Consider the following 26,406-nt stretch of genomic DNA (forward strand, 5'->3'; position numbering starts at 1 on the left):
GCCCTGGAAACTGCCCACGGCGGTGCGGGTGGCGGCAACGATTACGACGTCTTGCATGATGGGGCTCCTCAGGCGAACTGCATTTCAGGCACGTTGTCCGGCACGATCAGCTTGCCGGCGGTCTTGCTGACGATTTCCTCGACGCTGACTCCGGGGGCGCGCTCCTTGAGGATGAAGGCGCCGTTCTCGATCTCCAGGTACGCGAGGTCGGTGAGCACGCGCTTGATGCACTGGGCGCCAGTCAGCGGCAGGCTGCAACGGCTGAGCAATTTGGATTCGCCGTCTTTCGAGGCGTGGGTCATGGTGACGATGATGTTCTCGGCACCGGCCACCAGGTCCATGGCGCCGCCCATGCCCTTGACCAGCTTGCCGGGGATCATCCAGGAGGCGATGTTGCCCTGCACGTCCACTTCGAAGGCACCGAGCACGGTCAGGTCGATATGGCCGCCGCGGATCATCGCGAAGGATTCGGCGGACGAGAAGATCGAGGCACCGATGCGCGCGGTCACCGTCTGTTTGCCGGCGTTGATCATGTCGGCGTCGACTTCGTCCTCGGTGGGGAAGGCGCCCATGCCCAGGAGGCCGTTTTCCGATTGCAGCATGACTTCCATGCCGTCGGGGATGTAGTTGGCCACCAGGGTCGGGATGCCGATGCCGAGGTTGACGTAGAAGCCGTCCTGCAGTTCGCGGGCGACGCGCTGAGCCATTTGTTCGCGGGTAAGAGCCATGTTTGTTGTCCTTTTAGTCGGGCTGGGGAAGGGCGATCACTTGCGCACGGTGCGCTGTTCGATGCGCTTCTCGAAGGTGCCGCAGATGACCCGGTCGACGTAGATGCCGGGGGTGTGGATCTGCGTCGGGTCCAGCTCGCCCGGTTCGACGATTTCTTCTACTTCGACCACGGTGATCTTGCCGGCGGTGGCCGCCAGGGGGTTGAAGTTCTGCGCGGTGTGGCGGTAGACCACGTTGCCGAAGTGGTCGGCCTTCCAGCCCTTGACGATGGCGAAGTCACCAGTGATGGACTCTTCCATTAGGTAGGTGCGGCCCTTGAATTCACGGGTTTCCTTGCCCTCGGCCACCGGGGTGCCGACGCCGGTGGCGGTGAAGAAGGCCGGGATCCCGGCGCCGCCGGCGCGCATTTTTTCCGCCAGGGTGCCCTGTGGGGTCAGTACCACTTCGATTTCGCCGCTGAGCAACTGCTTCTCGAACAGGGCGTTTTCACCGACGTAGGAAGCGATCACCTTGCTGATCTGGCGGTCTTCCAGGAGCACGCCCAGGCCGAAACCGTCGACTCCGCAATTGTTGGACACCACGGTCAGGTCGCGGGTACCGCGGCGCTTGATCTCGGCGATCAGGTTTTCGGGGATACCGCACAGGCCGAAGCCGCCGGCAATCACGGTCATGCCGTCTTGCAAACCTTCCAGGGCTTCCTCGTAGGACGCCACGCGCTTGTCGAAACCTGCCATTTGCACCTTCCTCTTTCTTGTTCGTTGGCGGCTGGCCAGCCGTTTGTGGGCCAGTGTTGCGCTGCGGGATTGATTTGTTAAGTTTATTTTTAAGGTTGATTGATTGAAAAAGCAGCATAATCCCGGGCGGCACACACCCAAGAGAATGGCAGATGACGGTTAAACAGATACGGGCATTTCTGGCCGTGGCCCACAGTTTGAGCTTTGCCCTGGCCTGCGAACGGCTGCACCTGTCGCAGTCGGCCCTGAGCCTGACGATCAAGGCGCTGGAGGAAGGCCTGGGTGGGCGCCTGTTCACGCGCAATACGCGCAATGTGGCGCTGACCCCGGAAGGCGAGGCCCTGCTGCCCCTGGCGCGACGGCTGATCGCCGACTGGGACAACGCCGAGGACGAACTGCGCCAGCGTTTCACTCTGCAACGAGGCCGGGTGACGGTGGCGGCGATGCCGTCCTTTGCCGGCAACCTGCTGCCGCCGATCCTCAAGCACTTTCGGGCCCGCTATCCCCAGGTCAACGTCACGGTCAACGACGTGGTCAACGAGCAGGTGCTGGAGATGGTCCGTGATCGCGAGGTGGAGCTGGGGGTGGCGTTCGAGCCGCAGGACAGCACCTCGCTGGTGTTCACCCCGCTGTACATCGACCGCTTTGTCGCCGTGGTGCCCCGGGATTCGCCCCTGGCCCGGCGCAGCGAGATCGACTGGCAGGCGCTGTTGCAGGAGCCCTTCATCACCTTGCAGCGGCCGTCCACGGTGCGGGTGATGCTCGAAGATCACCTGCGGGCACGGGGCGTGCAACTGCCGGTGGAGTTTGAAAGCCACCAGTTGGCGACCGTGGGGCGCATGGTCGCCAGCGGCCTGGGGGTGAGTGCGGTGCCGGCGCTGTGCGCCCAGCAGATGCGCGAGCTGGGCGGGCACTGCCTGACCCTGCACGATCCGGTGGTGGAGCGGGCCATTGGTGTACTGACCAAGCCGGGGGACGAGCTGTCCACCGCGGCCCAGGCGCTGTTCGACATCCTGCGCGAGGAAAACCTCGGCCAGCGCCTGGCGCTACTCTGAGGCTCAACGCAGCAGGCGTTCGGCCAACTGGGGCAGCAACAGGTCACAGGGCTCGCCGAGCTTGAGGTCCAGTAGCTCGTCGGCGCGGGTCTTGCCGAAGTTGATGGCCAGCAGCGGCTTGCCTTGCTCGGCCACGGCGCGGCACAGGCGGAACGCTGAATAGGCCATCAGCGACGAACCCACCACCAGCAGGCCTGCGGCTTCGTGCACGGCGCTCAAGGCCCGGGCTGCGGTGGCCGCGGCCACGTTCTCGCCGAAGAACACCACATCGGGTTTCAATCGCGAGCCGTTGCAGTAGGGGCAATGGGGCACCTGGAAGCGTTCCTCGAAGGCCGGGTCCAGCAGGGTATCGCCGTCCGGCGCCTGCACCGCGTCAACGCTGGCCAGGTAAGGGTTGTGCGCCTCCAGTTGCTGCTGGATGGCCTCCCGCTGGCTGCGCTGGCCGCAGTCCAGGCACAAGACCCGCTGCAGGCTGCCGTGGAGCTCGATGACCTCCAGGCTGCCGGCCTCGTCGTGCAGGGCATCGACGTTCTGAGTGATGACCCCGGCGATCCGGCCTGCGGCCTGCAATTGTGCCAACGCCTGGTGCGCGGCATTCGGCCGTGCCTGGCGAATGCGCGGCCAGCCGAGCATGGCCCGGGCCCAGTAGCGGCGACGGGCTTCGGGCTGGGCGAGGAATTCCTGGTACATCATCGGCTGGCGGCCACGGCGCACGCCCTCGCTGTCGCGGTAGTCGGGGATTCCCGACGGGGTGCTGATACCGGCGCCGGTGAGGACCATGAACGGCTTGCCGTGCATGGCGGCGGCGAGTTGTTCGAGCAGCGGGGTAGTGGGGCGATCGATCATGGGCTGCGCTCGTCTGTAGAGGGGACGGTTATCAGGAATAAACGCAAAACCTTGGGGATGCCAGGGTTTTGCGTCGATGGCTGGGTGGCCGACCCGGCAAGGGCGCCAGACCTACAGCCTGAACACGTTCACCTGCTGCTCCAGGTTCTGCGCCAGTTGCTGCAGGGAACGGGCGGTCTCGGTGGTTTCCTCCACGGCCTGGCTGTTCTGCTGGGACATCTGGGCAATGCGCTCGACGTTGCGCGCCACATCCTGGCTGGCGGCGGTCTGTTCCCGCAGGGCCAGGGAGATCTGGTCCACCACCCGCACCACATTGCCGGAGGAGGTGCGGATATTGACGATGGCCTCGCCGGCCTGCTGGGCCAGTTCGACGCCGCTTTTCACCTGATTGACCCCGACGTCCATGCTGCTCACCGCTTCCCGGGTGCCCAGCTGGATCTTGTCGACCATCTCGGTGATCTCCTGAGTCGAATTGGCCGTGCGCTGGGCCAGCAGGCGCACTTCATCGGCGACCACGGCAAAGCCACGGCCTTGCTCGCCGGCCCGGGCAGCCTCGATGGCCGCATTCAGGGCCAGCAGGTTGGTCTGCTCGGCAATGCCCTTGATCACACTGACAATGCTGGAGATCTGCTCGGCATGCTGGCCCAGTTCACCGATCTGGCTGGCCGAAGCCTGCACGGTCTCGGCGATCAGGCGCATGCTGCCCAGGGTGTCCTGGATCACGCTGCCGCCTTCCTCGGACTGGCGCCCGGACTCGCTGGACAGGGCGTGAGCGTCCCCGGCGTTGTCCGCCACATGGTTGATGCTCACCGTCAGTTCTTCCACCGTGGCGGCCATGGATGAGGCCGAGTGGGACTGTTCCTGGGCCGAGGCCGAGAGCTGCAGCGAGGCGCTGGAAATGCTCTGGGAGGCGCTCACAAGTTGTTCGGCTCCCAACTTGATCTGGCTGATCATCGACCGCAGGCGCTCCTGCATGGCGGCGAAAGCCTGCTGCAGCTCGCTGACTTCATCGCGCCCCTGGGTGCTGATGCGGTTGTCCAGGTGGCCGGCGGCGATGGCCTCGGCCACTTTCACGGACTGGCGGATGCGTCCGACCAGGTTGCTCGACAGCGACCAGGCAACGAGCATGGCCAGCAGTGCCGCCAGCATGCCGCCGCCGAGCAGGATCGCCAGGGCCGAAGCCTTGGCGTTGTCCATGGCCTGGCTGCGGGCGTCCTGCAGGCTTTTTTCCGCTTCGCGCAACTCACTGGTGAGCTGGCGCATGGCGTCCATCTTGGCCTTGTCGCGGCCGGCGCTGATCTGTTCGGCCATGGCGGTGGCCGGCTGAGTCCCGGCATTGATCGCCCGGCGCAGGGCCAGGTTGCCCTGGATGTCCTCGCGCAGCCACTGATCGTGCAGGGCCTTGAGTCGCTCCAGGCGCGCCTGCTGCTCGGGGTTGTCGGCGGTGCTGCTCTTGATCCGGGCGTAGTAGTCGGTAAAGGCTTTTTCGCCTTGCTCCAGAGGTTCGAGGAAGCTGTCGCGGCCGGTCAGGGCATAACCGCGCATGCCGGTCTCGATATTGATCAGGCTGCGCAAGAGGGCATCGGACTGGTTCAGCACTTCATGGCTGTGGATGGTGCTTTTGACGCTGCTGCTGACTTGATCGAAGCCGCGCAGGGCCGCCAGCACCAGCAGCAGGAGGATCAGCAGGACGACGCCGAAACCGGCATAGAGCTTTTGCGAAATGCTCAGATTGGAAAACATAGGAAGGACCGCTCCTAAACCGTTGACTGAATGCTTCACAGGGGCGTGCCTCGATGAGGCAGCGTGATAGCTCAATGATGCTTAAATGACATCAACGGTCCGACTTTTCCTGTACAAAAAAAGTTTCATGTACAGGAAAATATTTTTGCGGGGCATGCAGAAGGGCGCGCCGAGCATCGACCCTAAGGGGGCGGCTCGGCGTGCGGCAGGGGTCAGCTGGAGTGGGCGTTGCTGTCTTCCTCGGGGTCGACGCTTTCGGTCTGCCCCGGCAACTCGGTGATCACGCTGAAGTCGCTGACTTCCACTGCCCCCAGGCCATAGCCCAGCAGGTGGAAGGAGAAGGCCTTGCGGGTTTGCGGATTGTCGAAGCTGAAGTCCATCTGCAATGGCTGGTCGGGTGTGACCAGCATTTCTTCCGGCAGGCCCAGGGGCACGTCCTGTTCCAGTTCCTTGCCCTTGAGCAGGATGTAGGCATTTTGCTGCGGGTCGGCGGAGCGCACGGTGAAGCGCACCCGGGTCTGGGAGCCCTTGGGCATTTCCAGGTACTGGGCGCCGATCAGGTTGTCGGCCCAGTCGTCCTTGATCTGTGCCTTGAGCGGGATGATCGCCGGGCTGCCGAACTGGTAGTGCTGGTTCAGCGGCGACTGCAGCAGGCTGCGGTCCAGGTTCGCCGCGCGCGCGCTGATCTGCCGGGCCCGCAGGCCGCCGTACTGGCCTTGCAGGCTGGCGCTGTCGGCGATGAAACCGGTGCTTGAGTAGTAGCGGCAGCGCTGTTGGAAGTCGCACTCGGTGAAGGTGCCCTGGCCATCGTGGTAGCGCAGCTTGCCATTGGTGTAGGACATGATTTCCCGGCCCTGGGCATAGTCGCGCAACAGCGAGCGGCCGCTGAGGCTGGCGGGCACCGGCAGGCCGAAGTAGTCCAGCACCGAGGCGCTGAGGTCGACGTGGCCGTAGGTGCCGGACTTGAGATGGGGCAGCAGGTCCTGGTCCGGGGCGAGCATCAGGTTGAAGCCCCAGGACGAAGCCAGGCGCACGCCGTCGATGCCGTGGGACTCATCGGAGGTAATGATCACCAGGGTGTCCTTGAGCACGCCCTTGCGCTCCAGGCCCGTGAGGAACTGGTCGATGGCGTCGTCCAGGTAGCCCACGGCGGCCTGCTTCGGCGTCTCATAGCGCTCCAGGTAGTCCTCGGGCGCCGAGTAGGGCTGGTGGGTGCCGACGGTCAGCAGGGTGAGCATCCACGGCTTCTTGTTCTTCTTCAGCTGGTCGACGTAGGTCAGGGCGCCTTCGAAGAAGGCCTTGTCGTCCTTGCCCCAGGGGAATTCCAGGTAGTTATCGTTCTTGAACCACTCCAGGCCGTGGGTCGAATCGAAGCCGATGTGCGGCATGATCTTGTCCTTGGCCATGAAGCGCAGGCCGGCGCCCTGCAGGTAGTGGGTGTTGAAGCCGAACTTGTGCATCTGCGCCGGAAGGCAGGCCTGGTTGCGTTGGTTCTGGGTGAGCATCTCGACGCCCTTGGGGGTGCCGTTGTCGAGCTTGTCGTAGTCGCCGCAGAGCATGGCGTACAGGCCGCGGATGGTCTGGTGGCTGTGCAGCACGTAGTCCGGGGTGTTCATGCCGCGCTCGGCCCAGGCGCTGAGCTTGGGCATCAGGTCTTCCTGGTAGCGGCTGTTCAGGGCTTCGCGGTTGGTGCGGATATAGGCACCGGGAATGCCTTCGAGGGTAATCAGCAGCACGTTGCGCGCGCGGCCTGCGCTGGGCAGCAGCGGCTGGCCTTCCAGGTCCAGGCGGGTGAGCCCGGCCATGGGCGGTGGGACATCGGCGACGTCGCCTTGCAGCCAGTCTTCCACCTGCATCTGCGCCTGGCCGGTGGCGGTGGCCAGGGCCTGGTGGGGCAGGTTGAACAGTTGCCACTGGTCGGCTTCGCTGGGCTTGAGGTACTGGATGCCGCCGTGGGCCACCAGCAACAGCACCGGCAGGCTCCAGCTATGGCGCGGCAGTGCCGGGGGGCGCACCCCGCGGTGGGCGCGCTGGACCACCAGCCACAGCACCAGCCCCAGCAACAGCGCCAGGCCCAGGTCCGGGTGGGTCAGGCCGCCGCCGGTGGAGTTGCCGACAAACTGCGGGTCCACCAGGTAGTGCAGGTCGGCGAGGTTGGGCATGCGCCCCACGGCGCTTACCAGTTCGGCGCTGACCAGGGTCAGCAGGGCCCAGACCAGCAGCACCGGCAGCGCCAGCCACCAGGGCCGGCGGTACAGGAGCACGGTCAGCAGGCTGGCGCTGGCCAGGTCCGACAGATAGCCCAGCGGGTTGGACCAGCCCAGGGCCAGGCGCGCGCCCATGGGCAGCAGCAACAGCAGGCCGAACAGGGCGCACAGGGGAGCAAGGGGGTGTTGTAGGCAACGACGGATCAACTTCACAAATAACCTGCCTGTCATCAAAGCTTCACGCAAATGTGCGCGATCTTAACAAGAGCTGACGGCAAGACGTTTCTTAATCGTCAAGGAAAGACCTGGGGGCAGGCTTTGCGAATCGCCTCCTAGAGGCTGTGGAATCCGTGCAAAGCCCCAGCCTGGAAGGCTGGCGGCGAGCAGGGGCAGGTTTCACACCGCTTGGATTTACTATTTCAGGTTGTTAAAAAAATGTGCCTTGGGTGCTGATGCCGATCAATCAAGGGCAAGCACTGTAGGGGGGCAGGGGCGCTTGCTCCGGCACCTATCGCGACCACTTGATGATCAGCCGGGCGAAGAACGCGCCGCTGACAATCACCGCGAACAGGCGCAGGGTCTGCATCGCCAGCACCAGGCCGACATCCGAATGGGTGTCCACCGCGATGATCGCCATGGCGTCCAGGCCGCCGGGGCTGGTGGCCAGGTAGACCGAGAGAAAGTCCTTGCCCATCCACAGGGCCAGCCCCCAGGCAGAGAGGGCACAGAGGGCGATCAGCAGCAGGGCGCCGCCGATCATCGCCGGCAGGTGGCCGAACACATAGCTCAGGGTCGGGCGGTCGAAGCGCAGGCCGATATAGCCGCCGATGGCGCCGTAGGCGCAGGCCAGCAGCCAGGACGGCAGGCTGATCTGCAACAGGCCGCTGATCTGCAGCGCGCCGCCCAACAGCAGCGGCACCAGCAGGGCCCCGGCAGGCACCCGCGTACCCAGGAGCACACCGCAGACGATCGCCACGATGCTCAGGCCCACATTCGGCAGGCTCATGCCGTGCAGGGCCATCTGGCTGGCGTGGGCCTCGCTGCCGCTGGCCGGAGCGCCGATCCAGTGGCTGACCAGGGCCCCGACCATCACCACGCACACCACCCGCACGTACTGCATGGTGGCCACCACCCGTGAGTCGGCGCCGAACTCGTCGGCCATCGACACCATGGCCGAGGCCGCACCGGGCGCCGTGCCCCAGGCCGCGGTGCTGGCGGCAATCGCGCCGAAGCGCACCAGCACCAGGCCCACCAGGGCGCTGAGGCTGACGGTGAGCAGGGTGGCCACCAGCATCACGTGCCAGGACTGGAGCATGGCCGTGAGCACGGCGAGGGTCATGGAGTGGGCGGCGAGCATGCCCACCGAGCCCTGGCCCAGGCGAAACGCCAGGCGCGGCACGCGGATGCTGGCACCGCACACGCCAAACAGGATCGCCGTGAGCATCGGCCCGAGAAACTGCCCGGCGGGAATCTCCAGGTACTTGAGCAACTGGCCGCTGGTGCCGGCCAGCAACAGCCAGGCCGGCCATTGCAGCGCCTGGGGCCAGGTATTCAGGGATAGACGAAGCGATGGCGACAAGGGACGACTCTCCAAGACGCTGGCCACTCCTGTTGCGGGAGCGGTAAAACCTGCGTCGGAGCAAATTATTGATAGCGCGATTGATCAAGTCCAGTTTCTAATTGTGATCAACTCATAACTATTGTTGATCGATTATGGACCTGCGCGACCTGACCTATTTCGACACCATCGCCGAGCTCGGCCACCTGGGCCGGGCGGCGCAGAAGCTCAACCGCAGCCAGCCGGCGCTGACCAAGAGCATCCAGCGCCTGGAGGAGTCCTTCGGCACCAAGCTGTTCGAGCGTGAAGGCCGCGGCATCAAGCTCACCGCCGTGGGTGAGTTGCTGCAGCGGCGCAGCCGGCAACTGCAGCAGAACATCGCCGAGACCCACCGCGAGGTGCGGGACTTTGCCAGCGGCGTGCTCGGCAACATCCGCCTGGGCTGCGCCGCCAGCATGGCCGAGCACCTGCTGCCGCAGATGACCGCCACCTTGCTGGAGCGGGCCCCGGACATCACCTTGAACCTGGTGATCGGCCAGGACGACCTGTTGCGCGAGTCCCTGCGCTCCGGGCGCCTGGACATGGTCATCTGCCCGATGTTCGAAGGCGACCCGCACCTGAGCCACCACACCCTGTTCGAAGACCGGGCGGTGGTGGTGGCCAGCCGCGATCACCCGATATTCGACACGCCCATGCGCCTGCGTGACTTGTGCGCCTACCGCTGGGTGCTGCCGGGCACACGGGTGTCGGCGCGACGCTGGATCGACAACGTGTTCCAGAGCCATGAACTGCCGCTGCCCTCGGTGCAGATAGAGACCAACACCATCTCCCTGTTGCCGCGGCTGATCGCCAAGACCGGGTTGCTGAGTTTTCTGGCCCGGGAAACCCTGGACGACTTCAAGGGCATCGCCCACCTGCGGGAAGTGCCCCTGGCGCAAACCTGCATGCGCCGCAGCATCGTGGTGCTGGTGCGCGCCGAAGGCTACCTGTCGCCCGCGGCCCAGGCCCTGCTGGATCTGCTCAAGAGTGATGGGCGGCAATTCTTCACGGCGGGTGATGCCCTGTGAGCCGGCGCGGTGCAGGGCTTTAGGGCCCCTTCGTCGGCAAGCCGGCTCCTATGGTGGGCCGTGGAATGCGCCTGCGTGCTGTAGGAGCTGGCTTGCCAGCGAAGGCGTCGGCCGGGGCGGTGCAGGGCCTGGGCCTGTTCGCCGGCAAGCCGGCTCCTACGGGAGGCGGGGTCATTCGCCGCGGATGTACTGCTCCAGCTGGCGGATCAGGTCGGCCTGTTCGGCGATCGCTTCCTTGACCAGGTCGCCGATGGACAGCAGCCCCAGCAACTGGCCGTTTTCCACCACCGGCAGGTGGCGCAGGTGGTGGTCGGTCATGATGTTCATGCAGGTGTCCACGCTCTGGTGCGAGTCCACGGTGATCACCGGCGAGCTCATGATCGCGCTGACCGGGGTGCCCACCGAGGAGCGCCCGTGGAGTACCAGCTTGCGCGCGTAGTCGCGCTCGCTGATGACCCCGACCACCACGCCATTCTCCAGCACCGGCAAGGCGCCGACGTTTTTCTCGGCCATCACCATCAGCGCCTCCAGGACCATCTGGTGCGGGGCGATGGTGTGCACTTGCTGGTTGTGCTTGGCCTTGAGTTTCAGCAGTTCTGCGACGCTCTTCATGGGGCGCTCCGGTTGTTCTACGTGGGGCGGCGATGCGCCGTCCTGAGGGGTTTCTAAAGAATCGTAGAGACTCGGCCAACCAGCAAGGCTGAAAACGGCAGATAAACGGCGAAAAACGTCACCCCGAGGATTTTTTTCACCACGGCCCCGATAAAGGGGCCGTTGCCGTCAGTTGAAGCGGTGCAGGGAGAAACTTTCCAGGTCGATTTCGCTGCAGCCGTCCACGTGCTGCTGGGCCAGGGCTTCGCCAATCGCCGCCGAATGCTTGAAGCCGTGGCCGGAACAGGCGCTGACCACGGTGACATTGGCCAGGCGCGGGTGGCGGTCGATGATGAACCCCGAATCCGGGGTCACGGTGTAGGCACAGACGCTGGCCTTCACCAACTCGGGGGCCAGCCCGGCGATATGGGGTGCGATCAACTTGTGGAACAGGCGCTGGGCGTCGGCGCTGCTGGGCTGGCGGTCGAGGCTGTCCGGCTGGCTGCTGGTGCTGTACTGCTCGGTGGCGATCTTCACGCTGCCTTCGCCGGGAATCGGCGGGAAGCCGTAGCAGGCGTCCACGTCATCGGCGCTGTGGAGAATGAAGCTCGGGGAGCGGGCCGGGTAGCGCTCGGGCTCATCCAGGCGGAACCAGTACAGCTGTTGGCGGCACACCTGCAACAGCGAATCGAAGGGCGCCCCCACCAACTGCGCCGACCACATGCCGGCGCTGACGATGACCTGTCGGGCAAACAGCCGCGAGCCGTCGCTGATGATGTGCACCCCGTCATCCTGGGCGTCCAGCTCCAGCACTGTCTGGCCGGTGATCAGGGTTGCCCCCAGTTGCCGGGCCCGGGTCAGTTGCGCATCGATACAGCGTTCCGGGCGGACAAAGCCGCCGCCGGGTTCGAAGTAGCCCCGGGCGCTGTCATCCAGCGGGGCGAACTGCGGGAAGCGCCGGCGGATCTCGGCGGCGTCCAGCACTTGGTGCTCGATGCCGTAGCGCCGGGCCAGCTCGATGCTGTTGTCGGTGAAGTCCCGGGCCTCTGCCGGGCGCTGCGGGTCGGTGCTGGCGGTCATCACCAGCACCCCGCATTGCTCGAACAACTGCACATCCAGCTCCGCTTCCAGTTCGCGCCAGATCTGCTGCGAGCGGATCGCCAGGGGCACGTAGGCCGCGCCTTCGCCCACCGCCTGGCGGGTGATGCGGGTGTCGCCGTGGCTGGAACCCAGGTCGTGGGGCGGGGCGAAGCGGTCGATGCCCGCCACCTTGACCCCGCGCTTGGCCAGTTGATAGAGGGTGGCGGCGCCCATGGCGCCCAGGCCTACGACTACAACATCGAAATCCGGTGTGTGCACGGCAAGATCCTTGGGATGGAAGGCTCAGTAGTTATTGATAGTGGCCAGGGTCATGGGCGCGATGATCCGGTGGAACGGCGCCACCGGCAGCATGTACAGGCGCCCCAGGCGGTTGTGCGGGTGGACCACGGTGGACAGCACCACCGGGCGCCGGCCCTCGGCGTCCAGCGGCTGGAGGTTGAGCGACAGGTGCACGTCCAGGTGCTTGTCGCGGTCCACCACCAGCACCTCGTCGGGGCTCTGGGAAACCAGGGTGAAGATACCCACCCGGTCGCCGGGCTGGTAATCCTCGTCGGGGCGCGACAGGTCGATGCGGGTCAGGCGCCCCAGGTCCTTGAGGCCGAACAGCTGCACCACGCGGTTGCGCAGGCCCATCAAGCGGTCGATCCAGGCCGGGGTCTGGCTCATCAGGCACAGCAGGTGACGCATGGCGCTGCGCTCGGCGTCGGTCGCCAGGGTCCGGCGGCAATCGATGAAGGTGGCACCGGGGGCCAGGGCCGCGATGCTGGAGTCATGGGGCAACGGGCAAGGGTGTACGGCGGACTTCATCGGTGCAGCTCCCTGAAAGATGGCGGCCTTGGCTTCGTGCCGATCAGCCACGCCAGAAGCCGCAAAAAATACCACTTCCCGGAGCGGGGAACCTGCTGTTGTGTCGCGACCAGTTGCCGCTGGGCAATGGCCGCGCCGGGATTCGGCTGTTACCAGCCCGAAGGAGGCCGGTGCGAGCAGGAACCCTCGGGACCCGCCGGGCTGCTCAGTCCTGGTCCGCGCTCTTGTGTTCCAGCCAGCCAATGCTCTGCTTGCCATAGCCGGTGCTGTCCAGCAGGCGCCGGGCATCGAACCATTGCTGGCCCTCGTGGTTCTGCCATTGCTCGCCCCAGCTGTTGAGCACCTTGAGCCCTTCCTGGCACTGGCCCTGGGGCGTACACAGACGGGCATGTGCGTAGGCCACCAGGCTGTGCCGGTACTGCTCGGGGCATTTTTTCTGCTTGGTGCCGCGATACAGGCAGACGTTGGCAATGATCACCGGGTTGTCGGCATCGATCGCCTGTTTCAGCGCCGGGTACAGGCCGGCGAAGCTGTTCTGCGCGGCCGTTTCCGGCAGGGCGCGGATCTGCAGCTTGTCCTGAAGTTCGAAGAGTGCCCGGCGGCTCAGGCGCCGGCATTCGGGGGGGATGATGATGGCCGAGAAAAAACCGCCGAAGTGCGGCTTGCCCAGGGCCTGGGCGATGCCCCGGGGATCGCGGGTGGTGGCGTAGATGGCCTGGAGTTCGGTCACCTGCGTCGCGCTGGCGACACACTCGGCACAGGGGGCCTTGAGCCGGTTCTGTTGATAGAAGTCCTCCAGCGCTTTGAGTACTGCGCGCTGGGCCTTGAAGTCCTCGGCGCTGATGGCGCCGCTGGGCACGAACTTGTCCTTGAACAGTTTCTCTTCGGAAAAGCACGCCTGGGACACCACGGAGCCCACCATCAGTGCCGCCTTTTCCAGGGTGTAGAGCGGGTCACCGCCCTCGTCGATGTCCTCGTAGGAGGCGACGCTGTCTACCTCGCCCGTGGGTTTGCGGCCAAAGCGTGCCATGTCCAGGGGCGCCGCCAGCTGGTTCTTGTCGATGCGGGTGCAGTCTTCCTTGGCCGCCTGGCACTGGTAATAGTTGAATACCGCCGCCGCGCTGTGGCTGAAGCACAGGCCCAGGCCCTGCTGCGAGGTCGCCAGCGGCATGTTGCCGATGGAGTGTTCGCTGCCCGGCGCCGGCTTGGCCGTTGAGGGCAGGGCCACCAGCGCCAGCACCGGTGGTGCGGCGCTGGCGTACAGCGGGAACAAGGCAGAAGCCAGCAAGAGCGCACGTAAGGTTGCATGCATGTCGAAGGACCTGTGCCGGTCATTGAACGAAGTGGGAGGGGAGCCGTGTCGGCTGAATCTAGCCAAAGTAATGGCTGTCTGCCAGCTGTAGCCGCTACCGAGCGTTAGCGAGGCTGCGAAAGGGGCCGCAGGACCCGCTGTTGCCGGGATCGCCTATGTCGCTCCAGCCATTCGCGCCTGCGCCAGCGGCCGCAGGGAACGCAAAAAAGGCGCCCGAAGGCGCCAAGGATTCACCCCAACCGAGGGAGCCGGGTGAAGCCGTTCGCAGGAGTGTCGCGGTGGTAAGGCGCGACGTGAACGGAAAAAGGGGGAGCGCTGCCCGCCAGCGGCGGGCGGCTTGAGTCATTTGCCCAGCTTGATCCTTGTCCAGCCGCGGTTCATCACGCGCTGGATGGCGATCGGCTGGTCCGGCACTGCGTAGAGGGTGGCCAGTACGGCCTGGGGCGGGTAGGACGCCGGGTCGTTGCGGATCGCTTCGTCCACCAGCGGCGTGGCCGCCGCGTTGGCGTTGCTGTAGCCCAGGCTGTTGGTGACCTCGGCGATGATGTCCGCGCGCATCAGGAAATTCATGAACAGGTAGGCGTTGTCGACGTTGGTGGCGTCCTTGGGGATGGCCATCATGTCGTAGAAGCTGCCGGCGCCTTCCTTGGGAATGCTGAACGCGACCTTCTCCTTGTTGCCGGCCTCTTCGGCGCGGGAACGGGCCTGCAGCACATCGCCGGAATAACCCACGGCCACGCAGATGTTGCCGTTGGCCAGGTCCGAGATGTACTTGGAGGAGTGGAAGTAGGTCACCGAAGGACGGATCTTCATGAACAGGGCTTCGGCTTCGAGGATCTGCGCTTTGTCCTTGCTGGTCACCGGGTAGCCCAGGTAGTGCAGGGCGGCGGGGAGCATCTCGGTGGGCGAGTCGAGGAAGCTGATGCCGCAGGCCTTGAGCTTCTCGGCGTTCTCCGGCTTGAACAGCAGGTCCCAGGAGTTGGTCGGGGCGTCAGTGCCCAGGGCTGCCTTGACCTTGTCCGGGTTGTAGCCGATGCCGATCGAACCCCACATGTAGGGAAAGGCATGGGCGTTGTCCGGGTCGCTGGCGGAGGCGTTTTTCAGCAGCACCGGGTTGAGGTTCTTCCAGTTGGGCAAGCGGGACTTGTCCAGCTCCTGGTAGACCCCGGCCTTGATCTGCTTGGCCAGGAAGCTGTTGGACGGCACCACGATGTCGTAGCCGGACTTGCCGGTAAGCAGGCGCGCTTCCAGGGTTTCGTTGCTGTCGAAGACGTCGTAGGTGACGTGGATGCCGGTCTCGGCCTCGAACTTCTTCAGGGTGTCCGGGGCGATGTAGTCCGACCAGTTGTAGACGCGCAGCACTTTGTCGTTGGCTTGAGCGCCGGTAACCATTGCGCCCATCAAGGACAGTGAGAGCAGAGTCCTGCCAAGCATTTTCATCACTACAACTCCATTTCTTATTGTGCAGATTGCTGCGTGTGCAAGGTGGATATCGGGGGGACGTTTTCGCCAGCAAGCTGGCTCCTACAGGTTTGTGTTGTCTGTAGGAGCCCGCTTGCTGGCGAAGAGGCCGTCAGGCCGTCGCCGGTGTTCGTACCGCAGGTTTTTTCGCTGCCGGTGGCTGCCAGGATTCGTTGGCGGTGAAGTCCATGGCCTCCTGGATCGCCCGCTTGCGGGCGGCCTCGGCGCGGCGGCCAAAGTACCAGACCAGGAACGTCACCAGGGACACCGCCAGCAGGATCAGGCTGGCCACGGCGTTGATCTCCGGCTTGACCCCCAGGCGCACCGCCGAGAACACTTCCATCGGCAAGGTGGTGGAACCCGGGCCGGAAACGAAGCTGGCCAGTACCAGGTCATCCAGGGACAGGGCGAAGGACATCATGCCGCCGGCCGCCAGTGACGGCGCGATCATCGGGATGGTGATCAGGAAGAACACCTTGAACGGTCGCGCTCCCAGGTCCATGGCCGCTTCTTCGATGGACAGGTCCAGCTCCCGCAGGCGCGCGGAGACTACCACGGCTACGTAGGCTGCGCAGAATGTGGTGTGGGCGATCCAGATGGTGACGATGCCGCGCTCCATGGGCCAGCCGATCAATTGCGCCATGGCCACGAACAGCAGCAGCAAGGACAGGCCGGTGATCACCTCGGGCATCACCAGCGGCGCGGTGACCAGGCCGCCGAACAGCGTGCGGCCCTTGAAGCGGGTGACCCGGGTCAGCACGAAGGCCGCCAGGGTGCCCAGGGCCACCGCGGCAATGGCGGTGTAGCAGGCGATCTCCAGGGAGCGCATTACCGAGCCCATCAGTTGCTGGTTGTCCAGCAGGCCGACGTACCACTTGATCGACCAGCCGCCCCACACCGTCACCAGCTTGGAGGCGTTGAACGAGTAGATCACCAGGATCAGCATCGGCAGGTAGATGAACAGCAGGCCCAGCACCAGCATCAGTTTGGAAAATTCGAAGCGTTTCATGCCCGTGCCTCCATCTCTTTGGCCTGGCTGCGGTTGAACAGCAAGATCGGGATAATCAGGATCGCCAGCATCACCACCGCCAGGGCGGAGGCCACCGGCCAGTCACGGTTGTTGAAGAATTCCTGCCACAGCACGCGGCCGATCATCAGGGTTTCCGGGCCGCCCAGGAGTTCCGGAATCACGAACTCGCCGACCACCGGGATGAACACCAGCATGCAGCCGGCAATGATGCCGTTCTTGGCCAGGGGCACGGTGATTTTCCAGAAGTTGTTGAAGTTGCTCGAACCCAGGTCCGACGCGGCTTCCAGCAGGCTCTGGTCATGCTTGACCAGGTTGGCGTACAGCGGCAGCACCATGAACGGCAGGTAGGCGTAGACCACGCCGATATACACCGCGGTGTTGGTGTTGAGGATTTCCAGGGGCTGGCTGATCAGCCCGGTCCACAGCAGGAAGCTGTTGAGCAGGCCGTTGTTGCTGAGGATGCCCATCCAGGCGTAGACGCGGATCAGGATCGCGGTCCAGGTCGGCATCATGATCAGCAGCAGCAAGACGTTCTGCGCTTCCTTGCTGGCCTTGGAGATGGCATAGGCCATGGGGAAACCCACCACCAGGCACATCAGGGTGCTCAGCAGGGCCACCTTCAGCGAACCCAGGTAGGCCGAGAAATACAGCTCGTCGCCGGCCAGCATGGCGTAGTTGCCGAGGTTCAGCAGCAGCTGGAATTTCTGTTCGGCGTAGCTGTAGATCTCCGAGTAGGGCGGAATCGCCAGGGCCGCTTCCGAGAAGCTGATCTTCATCACCAGGAAGAACGGCAGCATGAAGAACAGGAACAGCCAGAGGAAAGGAATGCCGATCACCAGCTTGCGACCGCTGGGCAGCATACGGAACAGCTTCTGATTGAAAGTGCTCATGGTCGATGTACTCATGCCCGCAGTACCACGCCGCTGTCGTCTTCCCACCAGACGTAGACCTGGTCATCCCAGGTCGGCCGCGCGCCACGGCGCTCGGCGTTGGCCATGAACGACTGGACGATCTTGCCGCCGGGCAACTCGACGTAGAACACCGAGTGGCCGCCCAGGTAGGCGATGTCGTGCACCTTGCCCTTGGACCAGTTGTAGCGAGCATCGGGCTTGAGGGTGGTGACCAGCATCTTTTCCGGGCGGATGGCGTAGGTCACCGACTTGTCCTGCACCGAGGTGCTGACCCCGTGGCCGACGTAGATCTGCTGCTCAAGGTCCGGGCAGTTGATGATGGCGTAGCCTTCCAGGTCTTCGGTAACGATGCCGTCGAAGGCGTTGACGTTGCCGATGAATTCGCACACCAGGCGGCTCACCGGCGCTTCGTAGATGTCCACCGGGCTGCCGGTCTGGGCGATCCAGCCCAGGTGCATGATGGCGATGCGCTGGGCCATGGTCATGGCCTCTTCCTGGTCGTGGGTCACCATCACGCAGGTCACGCCCACGCGCTCGATGATCTCCACCAGTTCCAGCTGCATCTGCGAGCGCAGCTTCTTGTCCAGGGCGCCCATGGGTTCGTCCAGCAAGAGCAGCTTGGGGCGCTTGGCCAGGGAGCGAGCCAGGGCCACGCGCTGGCGCTGGCCACCGGAGAGCTGGTGCGGCTTACGCTTGGCGTACTGTGTCATGTGCACCAGCTTGAGCATTTCCTCGACCCGGGCATCGATCTCGCTGGCCGGCAGGCGGTCCTGCTTGAGGCCGAAGGCAATGTTCTGGGCCACGGTCATATGAGGGAACAGGGCGTAGGACTGGAACATCATGTTGATCGGCCGCTCGTAGGGCGGCATGTCGGTGATGTCCACGCCATCCAGCAGGATGCGGCCTTCGGTGGGGCGTTCGAAGCCGGCGAGCATGCGCAGCAGGGTGGATTTGCCGGAGCCGGAACCGCCCAGCAGGGCAAAGATCTCGCCTTGGTGGATCTCCAGGGACACATCGTCCACGGCCACGGTTTCATCGAACTTCTTGGTCACGCGGTCGATCTTGACCAGGACCTTCTGCGGGCTCGGGGTGCCTTCGAGGGCCTTGCGGTAAGTGCTGGAGGCGTTTGCCATGTGAAACTCCCAACAGGTGTCAGCAGCCTGGCCAATTCGGCCGGGCCTAAAGGTTGATTGCCAGCCTGCAGAGAGTGCGGGCTGATTCGGCGCTGCCTCCCTGGCGGCCTGACGCTATTTGTTGTTGTGGTCTTGCCGTGTGTTGTTCACGCCGGACGTCGGGCGCGCACAGGCGCGCTCGCCGCGGGGCAGGGCGTGGTGAATCTCGTTGAATGCCTGGAAGGCCGCCGTAGCGGCCGGGGTTTACCGCTTAGTGGCGTTGCGCAGCCCGCTGCCGGCAGGCGTCGCCAAAGGCCTGGAAGATCCGCAGGTAGGCCGGGTTCGACAGCACCTGCCATTCCGGGTGCCACTGCACGCCGAAGGCGAAGGCCTTGCTGTGTTCCACCGACAGCGCCTCGATCAGGCCATCCGGCGCCACGGCCTCGACCCGCAGGCCGGGAGCCAGGCGGTCGACGCCCTGGCTGTGGATCGAGTTGACCTGGATCTCGCCGGCCAGGCCCATGGCCTCGAACACGCCGCCGGGCTGGATCGCCACCGGGTGCGCCGGGGCGTACTGCACTTCGATGCGCGGATCGTCGGCTTCGCGGTGGTCCATGTAGCCCGGCAGTTCATGCACCTTCTGGTGCAGGCTGCCGCCGAAGGCCACGTTCATTTCCTGGAAGCCGCGGCAGATGCCGAGCACCGGCACGCCGGCGGCAATTGCCGCGCGCAGCAGGGGCAGGGTGGTGGCATCGCGCTGCGGGTCGTGGGCGGTGCCCGGCTCGCTGGGAGTGCCTTGGTAATGGAAGGGTTCGACATTGGACGGCGAGCCGGTAAACAGCAGCCCGTCCATGTTGTGCAGCAGATCGTCGATATCGATCAGATCCGCCAGGGAAGGAATGATCAGGGGCAGGCCCTTGGCCGCGACGCTGACAGCACGCAGGTACTTGTCGCCGCTGACGTGGTAGGGGTGCAGGCCGATCTCTTTGACGCACGCAGTAACGCCGATCAATGGCTTGAATGCCATTTTTATCACCTCGAAATTCACGCTGGAACGAGTTTTTCCAGAGCTTATCCTCGTTGATTTTAATTAACAACTTCCATGTAAAAAATTCTAAACGTTATTCGTCCGAAACCCGCGGACAGCACGGATTGCGCGGGTTATTTGTCTTCGTTGGGGCAAAATAATTGACGAAAAGGCGCCACTGTTGGCTATTGACTCCGGTTTTTCTTTCGGGTTGACTGCTGGCGTGTCACAGCAGTGAACATAATAATTAACACAATAGGTGCATCATGTCGGTCCCCCCGCGTGCCATTCAACTCAATGAAGCCAATGCCTTCCTGAAAAAACACCCCGAGGTTCTCTACGTCGATCTGCTGATTGCAGACATGAACGGTGTGGTGCGCGGCAAGCGCATCGAGCGCACCGCGCTGCACAAGGTCTATGAGAAGGGCATCAATCTGCCCGCCTCGCTGTTTGCCCTGGATATCAACGGTTCCACGGTGGAAAGCACCGGCCTGGGCCTGGACATCGGCGACGCCGACCGCATCTGCTACCCGATCCCCGGCACCCTGAGCGTCGAGCCTTGGCAGAAGCGCCCCACCGCGCAACTGCTGATGACCATGCACGAGATCGAGGGCCAGCCATTCTTCGCCGACCCCCGCGAAGTGCTGCGCCAGGTGGTGAGCAAGTTCGACGAGATGGGCCTGACCATCTGCGCGGCTTTCGAGCTGGAGTTCTACCTGATCGACCAGGACAACGTGAACGGCCGCCCGCAATCACCCCGTTCGCCGATCTCCGGCAAGCGTCCGCAGTCGACCCAGGTCTACCTGATCGATGATCTGGACGAGTACGTCGACTGCCTGCAAGACATCCTCGAAGGCGCGAAAGAGCAGGGCATCCCGGCCGACGCCATCGTCAAGGAAAGCGCCCCGGCGCAGTTCGAAGTCAACCTGCACCACGTCAGCGACCCGATCAAGGCTTGCGACTACGCGGTGCTGCTCAAGCGCCTGGTGAAGAACATCGCCTACGACCATGAAATGGACACCACTTTCATGGCCAAGCCCTACCCGGGCCAGGCGGGCAACGGCCTGCACGTGCACATCTCGATCCTCGACAAACAGGGCAACAACATCTTCGCCAGCGAAGACCCAGAGACCAACGACGCCCTGCGCCACGCCATCGGCGGTGTGCTGCAAACCCTGCCCGAGCAGATGGCCTTCCTGTGCCCCAACGTCAACTCCTACCGCCGCTTCGGCGCGCAGTTCTACGTGCCCAACTCGCCGACCTGGGGCATCGACAACCGCACCGTGGCCGTGCGCGTGCCCACCGGTTCGGCGGACTCGGTGCGCATCGAACACCGGGTCGCCGGTGCCGACGCCAACCCCTACCTGCTGATGGCCTCGGTGTTGTCGGGCATCCATCACGGCCTGACCAACAAGATCGAGCCCGGCCCGGCGATGGAAGGCAACGCCTACGAACAGAGCGAGCCGAGCCTGCCGACCAACCTGCGCGATGCCCTGCGCGTGCTGGATGACAGCGAAGTGATGGCCAAGTACATCGACCCGATGTACATCGACGTGTTTGTCGCCTGTAAGGAAAGCGAGTTGGCGGAGTTCGAAAACTCCATCTCCGACCTGGAATACAACTGGTACCTGCACACGGTCTGATGACCGTGTCACTTCCTGCGTTGAGTATTTGCCATGACTAAATCCCGCAGCGACTGGGAGCAGCGCTTCCAGTCCCTCAGCCTCGAAGGCCGTGCCTTTATCGACGGCCAGTACTGCGCCGCCGCCAGCGGTGCCACCTTTGAATGCCTGAGCCCGGTGGACGGGCGCTTCCTGGCCAACGTCGCCAGCACCGATCAGGCCGATGCCGATCGTGCCGTGGCCGTGGCGCGCCAGGCGTTCAACAGCGGCGTCTGGTCGGGCAAGGCCCCGGCCGAGCGCAAGCGCATCCTGATTCGCTTTGCCGAGCTGATCCTGGCGCACCAGGAAGAACTGGCGCTCCTGGAAACCCTGGACATGGGCAAGCCGATCAGCGATTCCATGAGCATCGACATTCCGGCCACGGCCAACGCCATCCGTTGGAACGCCGAAGCCATCGACAAGCTCTACGACGAAGTGGCGGCCACCCCCCACGACCAGCTGGGCCTGGTGACCCGGGAGCCGGCGGGCGTGGTGGCGGCCATCGTGCCGTGGAACTTCCCTTTGATCATGGCCAGCTGGAAGTTCGCCCCGGCCCTGGCGATGGGCAACTCGTTCATTCTCAAGCCGTCGGAAAAGTCGCCGCTGACCGCGATCCGCATTGCCCAGCTGGCCCTGGACGCCGGCATCCCCCAGGGCGTGTTCAACGTCCTGCCGGGCTACGGCCACACCGTCGGCAAGGCCCTGGCCCTGCACATGGATGTGGACGTGCTGGCCTTCACCGGCTCCACCGCCGTGGGCAAGCAACTGTTGGTGTATGCCGGCGAAAGCAACATGAAGCGGGTGTGGCTGGAAGCCGGTGGCAAGAGCCCCAACGTGGTGTTTGCCGATGCCCCGGACTTGCGCGCAGCTGCAGAAGCGGCGGCCGCGGCCATCGCCTTCAACCAGGGCGAAGTCTGCACCGCCGGCTCGCGCCTGCTGGTGCAGCGCTCGATCCGCGAGCAGTTCATCCCGTTGCTGGTGGAGGCCCTCAAGGGCTGGAAGCCGGGCCATGCCCTCGATCCCGAAACCCGGGTTGGCGCCGTAGTGGACCAGCGTCAGCTGGACAACGTGCTGCGCTACATCGAGATCGGCAAGGAGCAGGGCGGTCGACTGCTGGCCGGTGGCGTCCGCACCCTGGAGAGCACTGGCGGCCTGTATGTCGAGCCGACGATCTTCGACGGTGTGACCAACGCCATGACCATCGCCCGGGAAGAGATCTTCGGCCCGGTGCTGTCGCTCATCAGCTTCGATACCGAAGAAGAAGCGCTGCACATTGCCAATGACAGCATCTTCGGCCTGGCGGCCGGGGTCTGGACTGCCAACCTCAGTCGCGCCCACCGTTTTGCCCGTGGCCTGCGGGCCGGCAGTGTGTGGGTCAACCAGTACGACGGTGGCGACATGACCGCGCCGTTCGGCGGCTTCAAGCAGTCCGGCAATGGTCGCGACAAGTCGTTGCACGCCTTCGACAAATACACCGAGCTCAAAGCGACCTGGATCAAGCTCTAACTCTTATAACAACAGCGGCGGCGGGCCTGGGCCCGTACCCGCTGGGGAATTTCTCATGCAAACCTACGTGAACAGCTACTACGCGGCGACCCGCAACCAGACCACCGACTACCCGCAACTCGACGAGTTGGTGGAGTGCGACGTCTGCGTGATCGGCGCCGGCTACACCGGCCTGTCCTCGGCCTTGTTCCTGGCGGAAGCCGGCTACAGCGTCACCGTGCTGGAAGCGGCCAAGGTCGGCTTCGGCGCCAGCGGGCGCAACGGCGGGCAACTGGTCAACTCCTACAGCCGCGACGTGGACGTGATCGAAGAACGCTACGGCGAAAAAAGCGCCGAAGTGCTCGGCAGCATGATCTTCGAAGGCGCCGACATCATCCGCCAGCGCATTCAGCACTACGACATCCAGTGCGACTACCGCCCCGGTGGCATCTTCGCCGCCCTGAACAACAAGCAGCTCAAGGGCCTGGCGGAACAGAAACGCAACTGGGAACGCCTGGGCAATCACAACCTGAAGATGCTCGACAAGGCGCAGATCGACCGCGAAGTCGGCACCAAGAACTACATCGGCGGCCTGCTGGACATGCAGGGCGGCCACATCCACCCGCTGAACCTGGCCCTGGGCGAAGCCAGCGCCATCATCGGCCTGGGGGGCAAGATCTTCGAACAGTCGGCGGCGGTGGAAATCACCTACGGCGAACCCAACGTGGTGCGTACCGCCAAGGGCGTGGTGCGGGCCAAGTACCTGCTGATCGCCGGCAATGCCTACCTGCAGCAGGACCTCGACCCGCGCGTGACCCGCAAGAGCATGCCCTGCGGCTCGCAGATCGTGGTCACCGAGCAGTTGCCTGAGCAACTGGCCCGCAGCCTGATCGCCAACAATTACTGCGTGGAAGACTGCAACTACCTCTTGGACTACTTCCGCCTCACCGGCGACAACCGCCTGCTGTATGGCGGTGGCGTGGTCTACGGCGCTCGGGAACCGGACGACATCGACCAGCTGATCCGGCCGAAGATCCTCAAGACCTTCCCCCAGCTCAAGGACGTGAAGATCGACTACCGCTGGACCGGCAATTTCCTGCTGACCATGTCGCGCATGCCGCAGTTCGGCCGTATCGAAAAGAACGCCTACTACATGCAGGGCTACAGCGGCCACGGCGTCACCTGTTCGCACCTGGCGGGCAAGCTGATTGCCGAAATGATCCGCGGCGACGCCGAACGCTTCAACGCCTTCGCCTCCCTGCCACACATGCCGATGATCGGCGGGCGCACCTTCCAGGCCCCGTTGACCGCCATGGGCGCCGCGTACTACGCCCTGCGCGACCGCTTCGGCATCTGACTCCACCTCGCTCCTACAGCCCCCACTCCTGTAGGAGCGAGCTTGCTCGCGAAGCTCCGGCCCTTGACCCACCCCAGAAAAAGCCCCGCAAAGCCCCGGAAAACCGGCACTCCATCACCCGGCCTTCACGCCCATCGCCAGCCTTTACAGCTTGCCTGTCAAACATGTTTAAATAGCCGCCTTTTCAGGCTCCAGGGCAGCCAAATCGCGATCTTCGCGACCCAACCGCCGCAAAAATACCCTTAAGTACTTCTCACATAAGGCTGTTATGGACACGGGCACCCGACTCAAACTCGTTCGCGAAAGCTACAAACTCTCCCAGCGCGAGCTGGCCCGTCGTAGCGGCGTAACCAATGCCACTATCTCCCTGATCGAACAGAACCGCGTCAGCCCTTCCGTCAGCTCCCTGAAAAAGCTGCTGGAAGGCATCCCCATGTCCCTGGCCGACTTCTTCACCTTCGACCAGCCGCCCCGCGAGCACCAATACGTGTTCCGCGCCAACGAACAGCCCGACCTGGGCCGCGACGGCCTGCGCCTGCTGATGATCGGCGCCCCGGTGGCCAACCGGCAGATGCGCTTTCTGCGCGAGCAATACGCCCCCGGCGCCAGCTCCGGCGAAGAAGCCATCGTGCATGCCGAAGGCGAAGAGTGCGGGCTGGTTGTTCGCGGCACTGTGGAGTTGACCGTGGACGGGCAAGTCAGCGTGCTCAACCCGGGGGATGGCTATTACTTCCCCACCACCTTGCCCCATAGCTTCAGGAATATTGGGCAGGATGAGGCCGAGATCATCAGCGCCAATACCCCGGCGAACTTTTGATTGAGAAAAATTTTTTATTAATTTTTCTAGCTTTTATAAAGTCTTGTAATGTTGCAAGGTTTTTGAAGGGAATCTGTACGCTGTAATTAAAGTCTACAGCTGCAAAGTATTAAGATTGGGCGGGGTTGAGTGTAAATGAATTTGTGTGTGGTTTTTATTTTTCTATATGCAATAAGTTTGTTTGTGGCTAGTTTTTCTGCTTTTAAGCTTTCCACTTCAATGGAGCAGTGGATAGAGCAGTCCATGTTGAAAACTCATCTAGGGTTGAGAGAGCTTGCTAAAATTTCGACTGATAAAGCGTTGGTTGTATTTTCACAATACTTCTGGGTTGCTGCTGGTTTGTGTTTTTGTTTATTTGTTGTGGCGAGTAAATATTTTGGTCATGTCGCTCAGCAAATAACTGCGTTTTTACTTTTTGTTTTTACTTATACTGCGCTATCGATCCGTGCATGGAATCAAAGGCGGTTTGAGATTTTAAAGAGTACTCTTGTTGAAACGAAAGATAAGAGTATTTTTTATTGTAAATGTTTTTTGGTTATTTCGTTGTTTTTGTTGTTGGTGGTCAGTGTTGTTAATGTTGTGTTTGATGGGGAGGTTTTGAAAGGTGCTGGGTTGATTTTAGCCGTTTTGGCTGTCGGCATTTTTTCCTTGGTTGTTGGGGTTTTGATAGCGAATATGTTCTCGCTATTTGTAATATTTGGGCCGGCTCTTGTCGCGATAACTTATCTTTGGGTTTCGATTTGTTTGGCGCGTAGTGCTATTTTTGTTGGAAGTCGGGGCTTGGTTAATTTTCTCGTTTTTTATATGATTCTAGGCACTGTTTATCTTGCTGTTATAGCGTTTCCGGAGTTTAGGGATTGGCTTGGTGTGCCTATGATATGTCGTTGATTGAAAATTGCGGTGGTGTTTTTATGTTGTTTGAGTTGCGTTTCTGAATAAGTTAAGTTGCTGATTTACATGTTTTTTTCAGAGATTTTAGCAGTGGGCTGCTTGATTTTATTGAGTGTTTTTTGAGGGCTACTTGGTGTAAATTATCGTGCTATTTCTAACTGATCCTCTTTTAAGTAAAGTTACAAACTTCCAAATCAAGGTGTCTATTATTTTGTTCTCTGTGTAGCTGTTGTCTATTTTGAAGTGTTGTTGGAAATGAGTGATGGCCTCGCCAAGCAAATTTTGTTCTGAGATTCGCTTGTATTCCATGCGTAGAAAATTATAGGAGCTAACGAGTCGCTCTATTTTTCTCTCCTCTGTTTCTTTGTTCTTTGGCGGGGGCAAGAAATAAAAGCTTTCGATCATGCTGTCATAGATTGGATTTGGGGGGGCTATCATGTGTACGAGTTTGCTAGAGAATGAAAACTGTAGTGAGTTGCGGTTGTTGTGTGTTGGTGTGCTGTATAACTGAAGCGCTATTGATTTTACGGATGCTTTTTTAATTTCGTGCTTTGAGTGTTCCAATAATTCAAAATATCTGTTTAGAAAAGCTTCGCTCAGGCGAGCTGAGCTCATTTTCCAGTAGTGTTTATAAGTTGATTGAAATTTCTTGTTTTTTGTAATGTCTCCGTTTTGTAATTCGCGCAATAGCCATAGGTAAGGGGTTATATCCTTCTCTGGAGTTATTGAGTTAAGTAGTGGTTTGATATTTTCATTTACTAATCGATACATGGCTTCTGGCTTCTGGCTTCTGGCTTCTGGTTATTTGGTTTGGATATTTTTCAGTTGATCTGACTCCTTGTTAAATGGGGGATATTTGAATGATTGTGAATTCTAGCTTCTATTTAGGTGTCCATGATATGTG

The 26,406-nt window shown here is 62.5% G+C and carries 23 protein-coding genes; 7 read left to right on the forward strand and 16 right to left on the reverse strand.

Annotated elements, in window-relative coordinates:
* Positions 1-68 precede the first annotated feature (68 nt).
* Entirely contained in the window at positions 69-728 is a 660-nt protein-coding gene (locus KCG88_RS25605) for a CoA transferase subunit B (protein ID WP_210713390.1), read from the reverse strand.
* A gap of 36 nt (positions 729-764) precedes the next feature.
* On the reverse strand, positions 765-1,463 hold the full coding sequence (locus tag KCG88_RS25610) for a CoA transferase subunit A (RefSeq protein WP_047285724.1): 699 nt from the start codon (positions 1,461-1,463) through the stop codon (positions 765-767).
* 152 nt (positions 1,464-1,615) lie between these two features.
* Here KCG88_RS25610 and KCG88_RS25615 point away from each other — a divergent pair, with 152 nt between their 5' ends.
* Complete coding sequence (locus KCG88_RS25615) at positions 1,616-2,518, forward strand: LysR family transcriptional regulator (protein WP_047285726.1); 903 nt, start codon at positions 1,616-1,618, stop codon at positions 2,516-2,518.
* 3 nt (positions 2,519-2,521) lie between these two features.
* Here KCG88_RS25615 and KCG88_RS25620 read toward each other — a convergent pair whose 3' ends face one another.
* From KCG88_RS25620 to KCG88_RS25635, 4 genes are all read right to left on the reverse strand, one after another.
* On the reverse strand, positions 2,522-3,364 hold the full coding sequence (locus KCG88_RS25620) for an NAD-dependent protein deacetylase (RefSeq protein ID WP_210713391.1): 843 nt from the start codon (positions 3,362-3,364) through the stop codon (positions 2,522-2,524).
* A gap of 111 nt (positions 3,365-3,475) precedes the next feature.
* A complete protein-coding gene (locus KCG88_RS25625) occupies positions 3,476-5,107 on the reverse strand; it encodes a methyl-accepting chemotaxis protein (protein ID WP_210713392.1) in 1,632 nt (543 codons plus the stop codon).
* A 212-nt stretch (positions 5,108-5,319) separates the two neighbouring features.
* Positions 5,320-7,545: an LTA synthase family protein gene (locus KCG88_RS25630; RefSeq protein ID WP_210713393.1), complete on the reverse strand. Its 2,226-nt coding sequence runs from the start codon at positions 7,543-7,545 to the stop codon at positions 5,320-5,322.
* 277 nt (positions 7,546-7,822) lie between these two features.
* On the reverse strand, positions 7,823-8,893 hold the full coding sequence (locus KCG88_RS25635) for an AbrB family transcriptional regulator (protein WP_210713394.1): 1,071 nt from the start codon (positions 8,891-8,893) through the stop codon (positions 7,823-7,825).
* A gap of 134 nt (positions 8,894-9,027) precedes the next feature.
* On the opposite strand from KCG88_RS25635, the gene KCG88_RS25640 reads away from it, so the two are divergent.
* A complete protein-coding gene (locus tag KCG88_RS25640; RefSeq protein ID WP_047285735.1) occupies positions 9,028-9,939 on the forward strand; it encodes a LysR family transcriptional regulator in 912 nt (303 codons plus the stop codon).
* Between the two features lie 171 nt (positions 9,940-10,110).
* On the opposite strand, the gene KCG88_RS25645 is transcribed toward KCG88_RS25640, so the two are convergent.
* The 9 genes from KCG88_RS25645 to KCG88_RS25685 form a co-directional block, all read right to left on the reverse strand.
* Positions 10,111-10,551 (reverse strand): CBS domain-containing protein, encoded by a 441-nt coding sequence (locus KCG88_RS25645; RefSeq protein WP_047285737.1) that lies wholly within the window; start codon positions 10,549-10,551, stop codon positions 10,111-10,113.
* Positions 10,552-10,719: 168 nt separating this feature from the next.
* Positions 10,720-11,889: an N-methyl-L-tryptophan oxidase gene (gene solA, locus KCG88_RS25650; protein ID WP_210713395.1), complete on the reverse strand. Its 1,170-nt coding sequence runs from the start codon at positions 11,887-11,889 to the stop codon at positions 10,720-10,722.
* Between the two features lie 24 nt (positions 11,890-11,913).
* Positions 11,914-12,438 carry a DUF2867 domain-containing protein gene (locus KCG88_RS25655; RefSeq protein WP_210713396.1) on the reverse strand — a complete coding sequence of 175 codons (525 nt, stop codon included), beginning with the start codon at positions 12,436-12,438 and terminating at the stop codon, positions 11,914-11,916.
* A gap of 205 nt (positions 12,439-12,643) precedes the next feature.
* Positions 12,644-13,750, reverse strand: coding sequence for a hypothetical protein (locus KCG88_RS25660; protein ID WP_246882835.1), 1,107 nt, complete (start codon positions 13,748-13,750; stop codon positions 12,644-12,646).
* A gap of 342 nt (positions 13,751-14,092) precedes the next feature.
* Positions 14,093-15,190, reverse strand: a complete 1,098-nt coding sequence (locus KCG88_RS25665; RefSeq protein ID WP_123431030.1) for a polyamine ABC transporter substrate-binding protein — start codon at positions 15,188-15,190, stop codon at positions 14,093-14,095.
* A gap of 133 nt (positions 15,191-15,323) precedes the next feature.
* Positions 15,324-16,220, reverse strand: a complete 897-nt coding sequence (locus KCG88_RS25670) for an ABC transporter permease subunit (RefSeq protein ID WP_011060635.1) — start codon at positions 16,218-16,220, stop codon at positions 15,324-15,326.
* Positions 16,217-17,098: an ABC transporter permease subunit gene (locus KCG88_RS25675; RefSeq protein WP_199521956.1), complete on the reverse strand. Its 882-nt coding sequence runs from the start codon at positions 17,096-17,098 to the stop codon at positions 16,217-16,219. Before KCG88_RS25675 ends, KCG88_RS25670 begins: the two co-directional genes overlap by 4 nt.
* A gap of 44 nt (positions 17,099-17,142) precedes the next feature.
* Positions 17,143-18,285, reverse strand: a complete 1,143-nt coding sequence (gene potA / locus KCG88_RS25680) for a polyamine ABC transporter ATP-binding protein (RefSeq protein ID WP_210713397.1) — start codon at positions 18,283-18,285, stop codon at positions 17,143-17,145.
* A 250-nt stretch (positions 18,286-18,535) separates the two neighbouring features.
* Positions 18,536-19,291 (reverse strand): gamma-glutamyl-gamma-aminobutyrate hydrolase family protein, encoded by a 756-nt coding sequence (locus tag KCG88_RS25685; RefSeq protein ID WP_047285748.1) that lies wholly within the window; start codon positions 19,289-19,291, stop codon positions 18,536-18,538.
* A gap of 266 nt (positions 19,292-19,557) precedes the next feature.
* Between KCG88_RS25685 and KCG88_RS25690 the strand changes: the two genes are divergently transcribed.
* The 5 genes from KCG88_RS25690 (at position 19,558) to KCG88_RS25710 (ending at position 25,499) form a co-directional block, all read left to right on the forward strand.
* Positions 19,558-20,934 carry a glutamine synthetase family protein gene (locus tag KCG88_RS25690; RefSeq protein WP_047285750.1) on the forward strand — a complete coding sequence of 459 codons (1,377 nt, stop codon included), beginning with the start codon at positions 19,558-19,560 and terminating at the stop codon, positions 20,932-20,934.
* A gap of 33 nt (positions 20,935-20,967) precedes the next feature.
* Positions 20,968-22,458: an aldehyde dehydrogenase gene (locus KCG88_RS25695; RefSeq protein ID WP_210713398.1), complete on the forward strand. Its 1,491-nt coding sequence runs from the start codon at positions 20,968-20,970 to the stop codon at positions 22,456-22,458.
* Between the two features lie 55 nt (positions 22,459-22,513).
* Positions 22,514-23,794 carry an FAD-binding oxidoreductase gene (locus KCG88_RS25700; protein ID WP_047285754.1) on the forward strand — a complete coding sequence of 427 codons (1,281 nt, stop codon included), beginning with the start codon at positions 22,514-22,516 and terminating at the stop codon, positions 23,792-23,794.
* Between the two features lie 268 nt (positions 23,795-24,062).
* Positions 24,063-24,611: a cupin domain-containing protein gene (locus KCG88_RS25705; protein WP_016968722.1), complete on the forward strand. Its 549-nt coding sequence runs from the start codon at positions 24,063-24,065 to the stop codon at positions 24,609-24,611.
* A 135-nt stretch (positions 24,612-24,746) separates the two neighbouring features.
* Complete coding sequence (locus tag KCG88_RS25710; RefSeq protein ID WP_210713399.1) at positions 24,747-25,499, forward strand: hypothetical protein; 753 nt, start codon at positions 24,747-24,749, stop codon at positions 25,497-25,499.
* Positions 25,500-25,628: 129 nt separating this feature from the next.
* Here the strand turns inward: KCG88_RS25710 and KCG88_RS25715 are convergent, their stop codons facing one another.
* Positions 25,629-26,273: a hypothetical protein gene (locus KCG88_RS25715; RefSeq protein ID WP_210713400.1), complete on the reverse strand. Its 645-nt coding sequence runs from the start codon at positions 26,271-26,273 to the stop codon at positions 25,629-25,631.
* Positions 26,274-26,406: the final 133 nt, after the last annotated feature.

The sequence above is a fragment of the Pseudomonas sp. MWU349 genome (genome assembly GCF_017947325.1).
GTDB lineage: Bacteria > Pseudomonadota > Gammaproteobacteria > Pseudomonadales > Pseudomonadaceae > Aquipseudomonas > Aquipseudomonas protegens.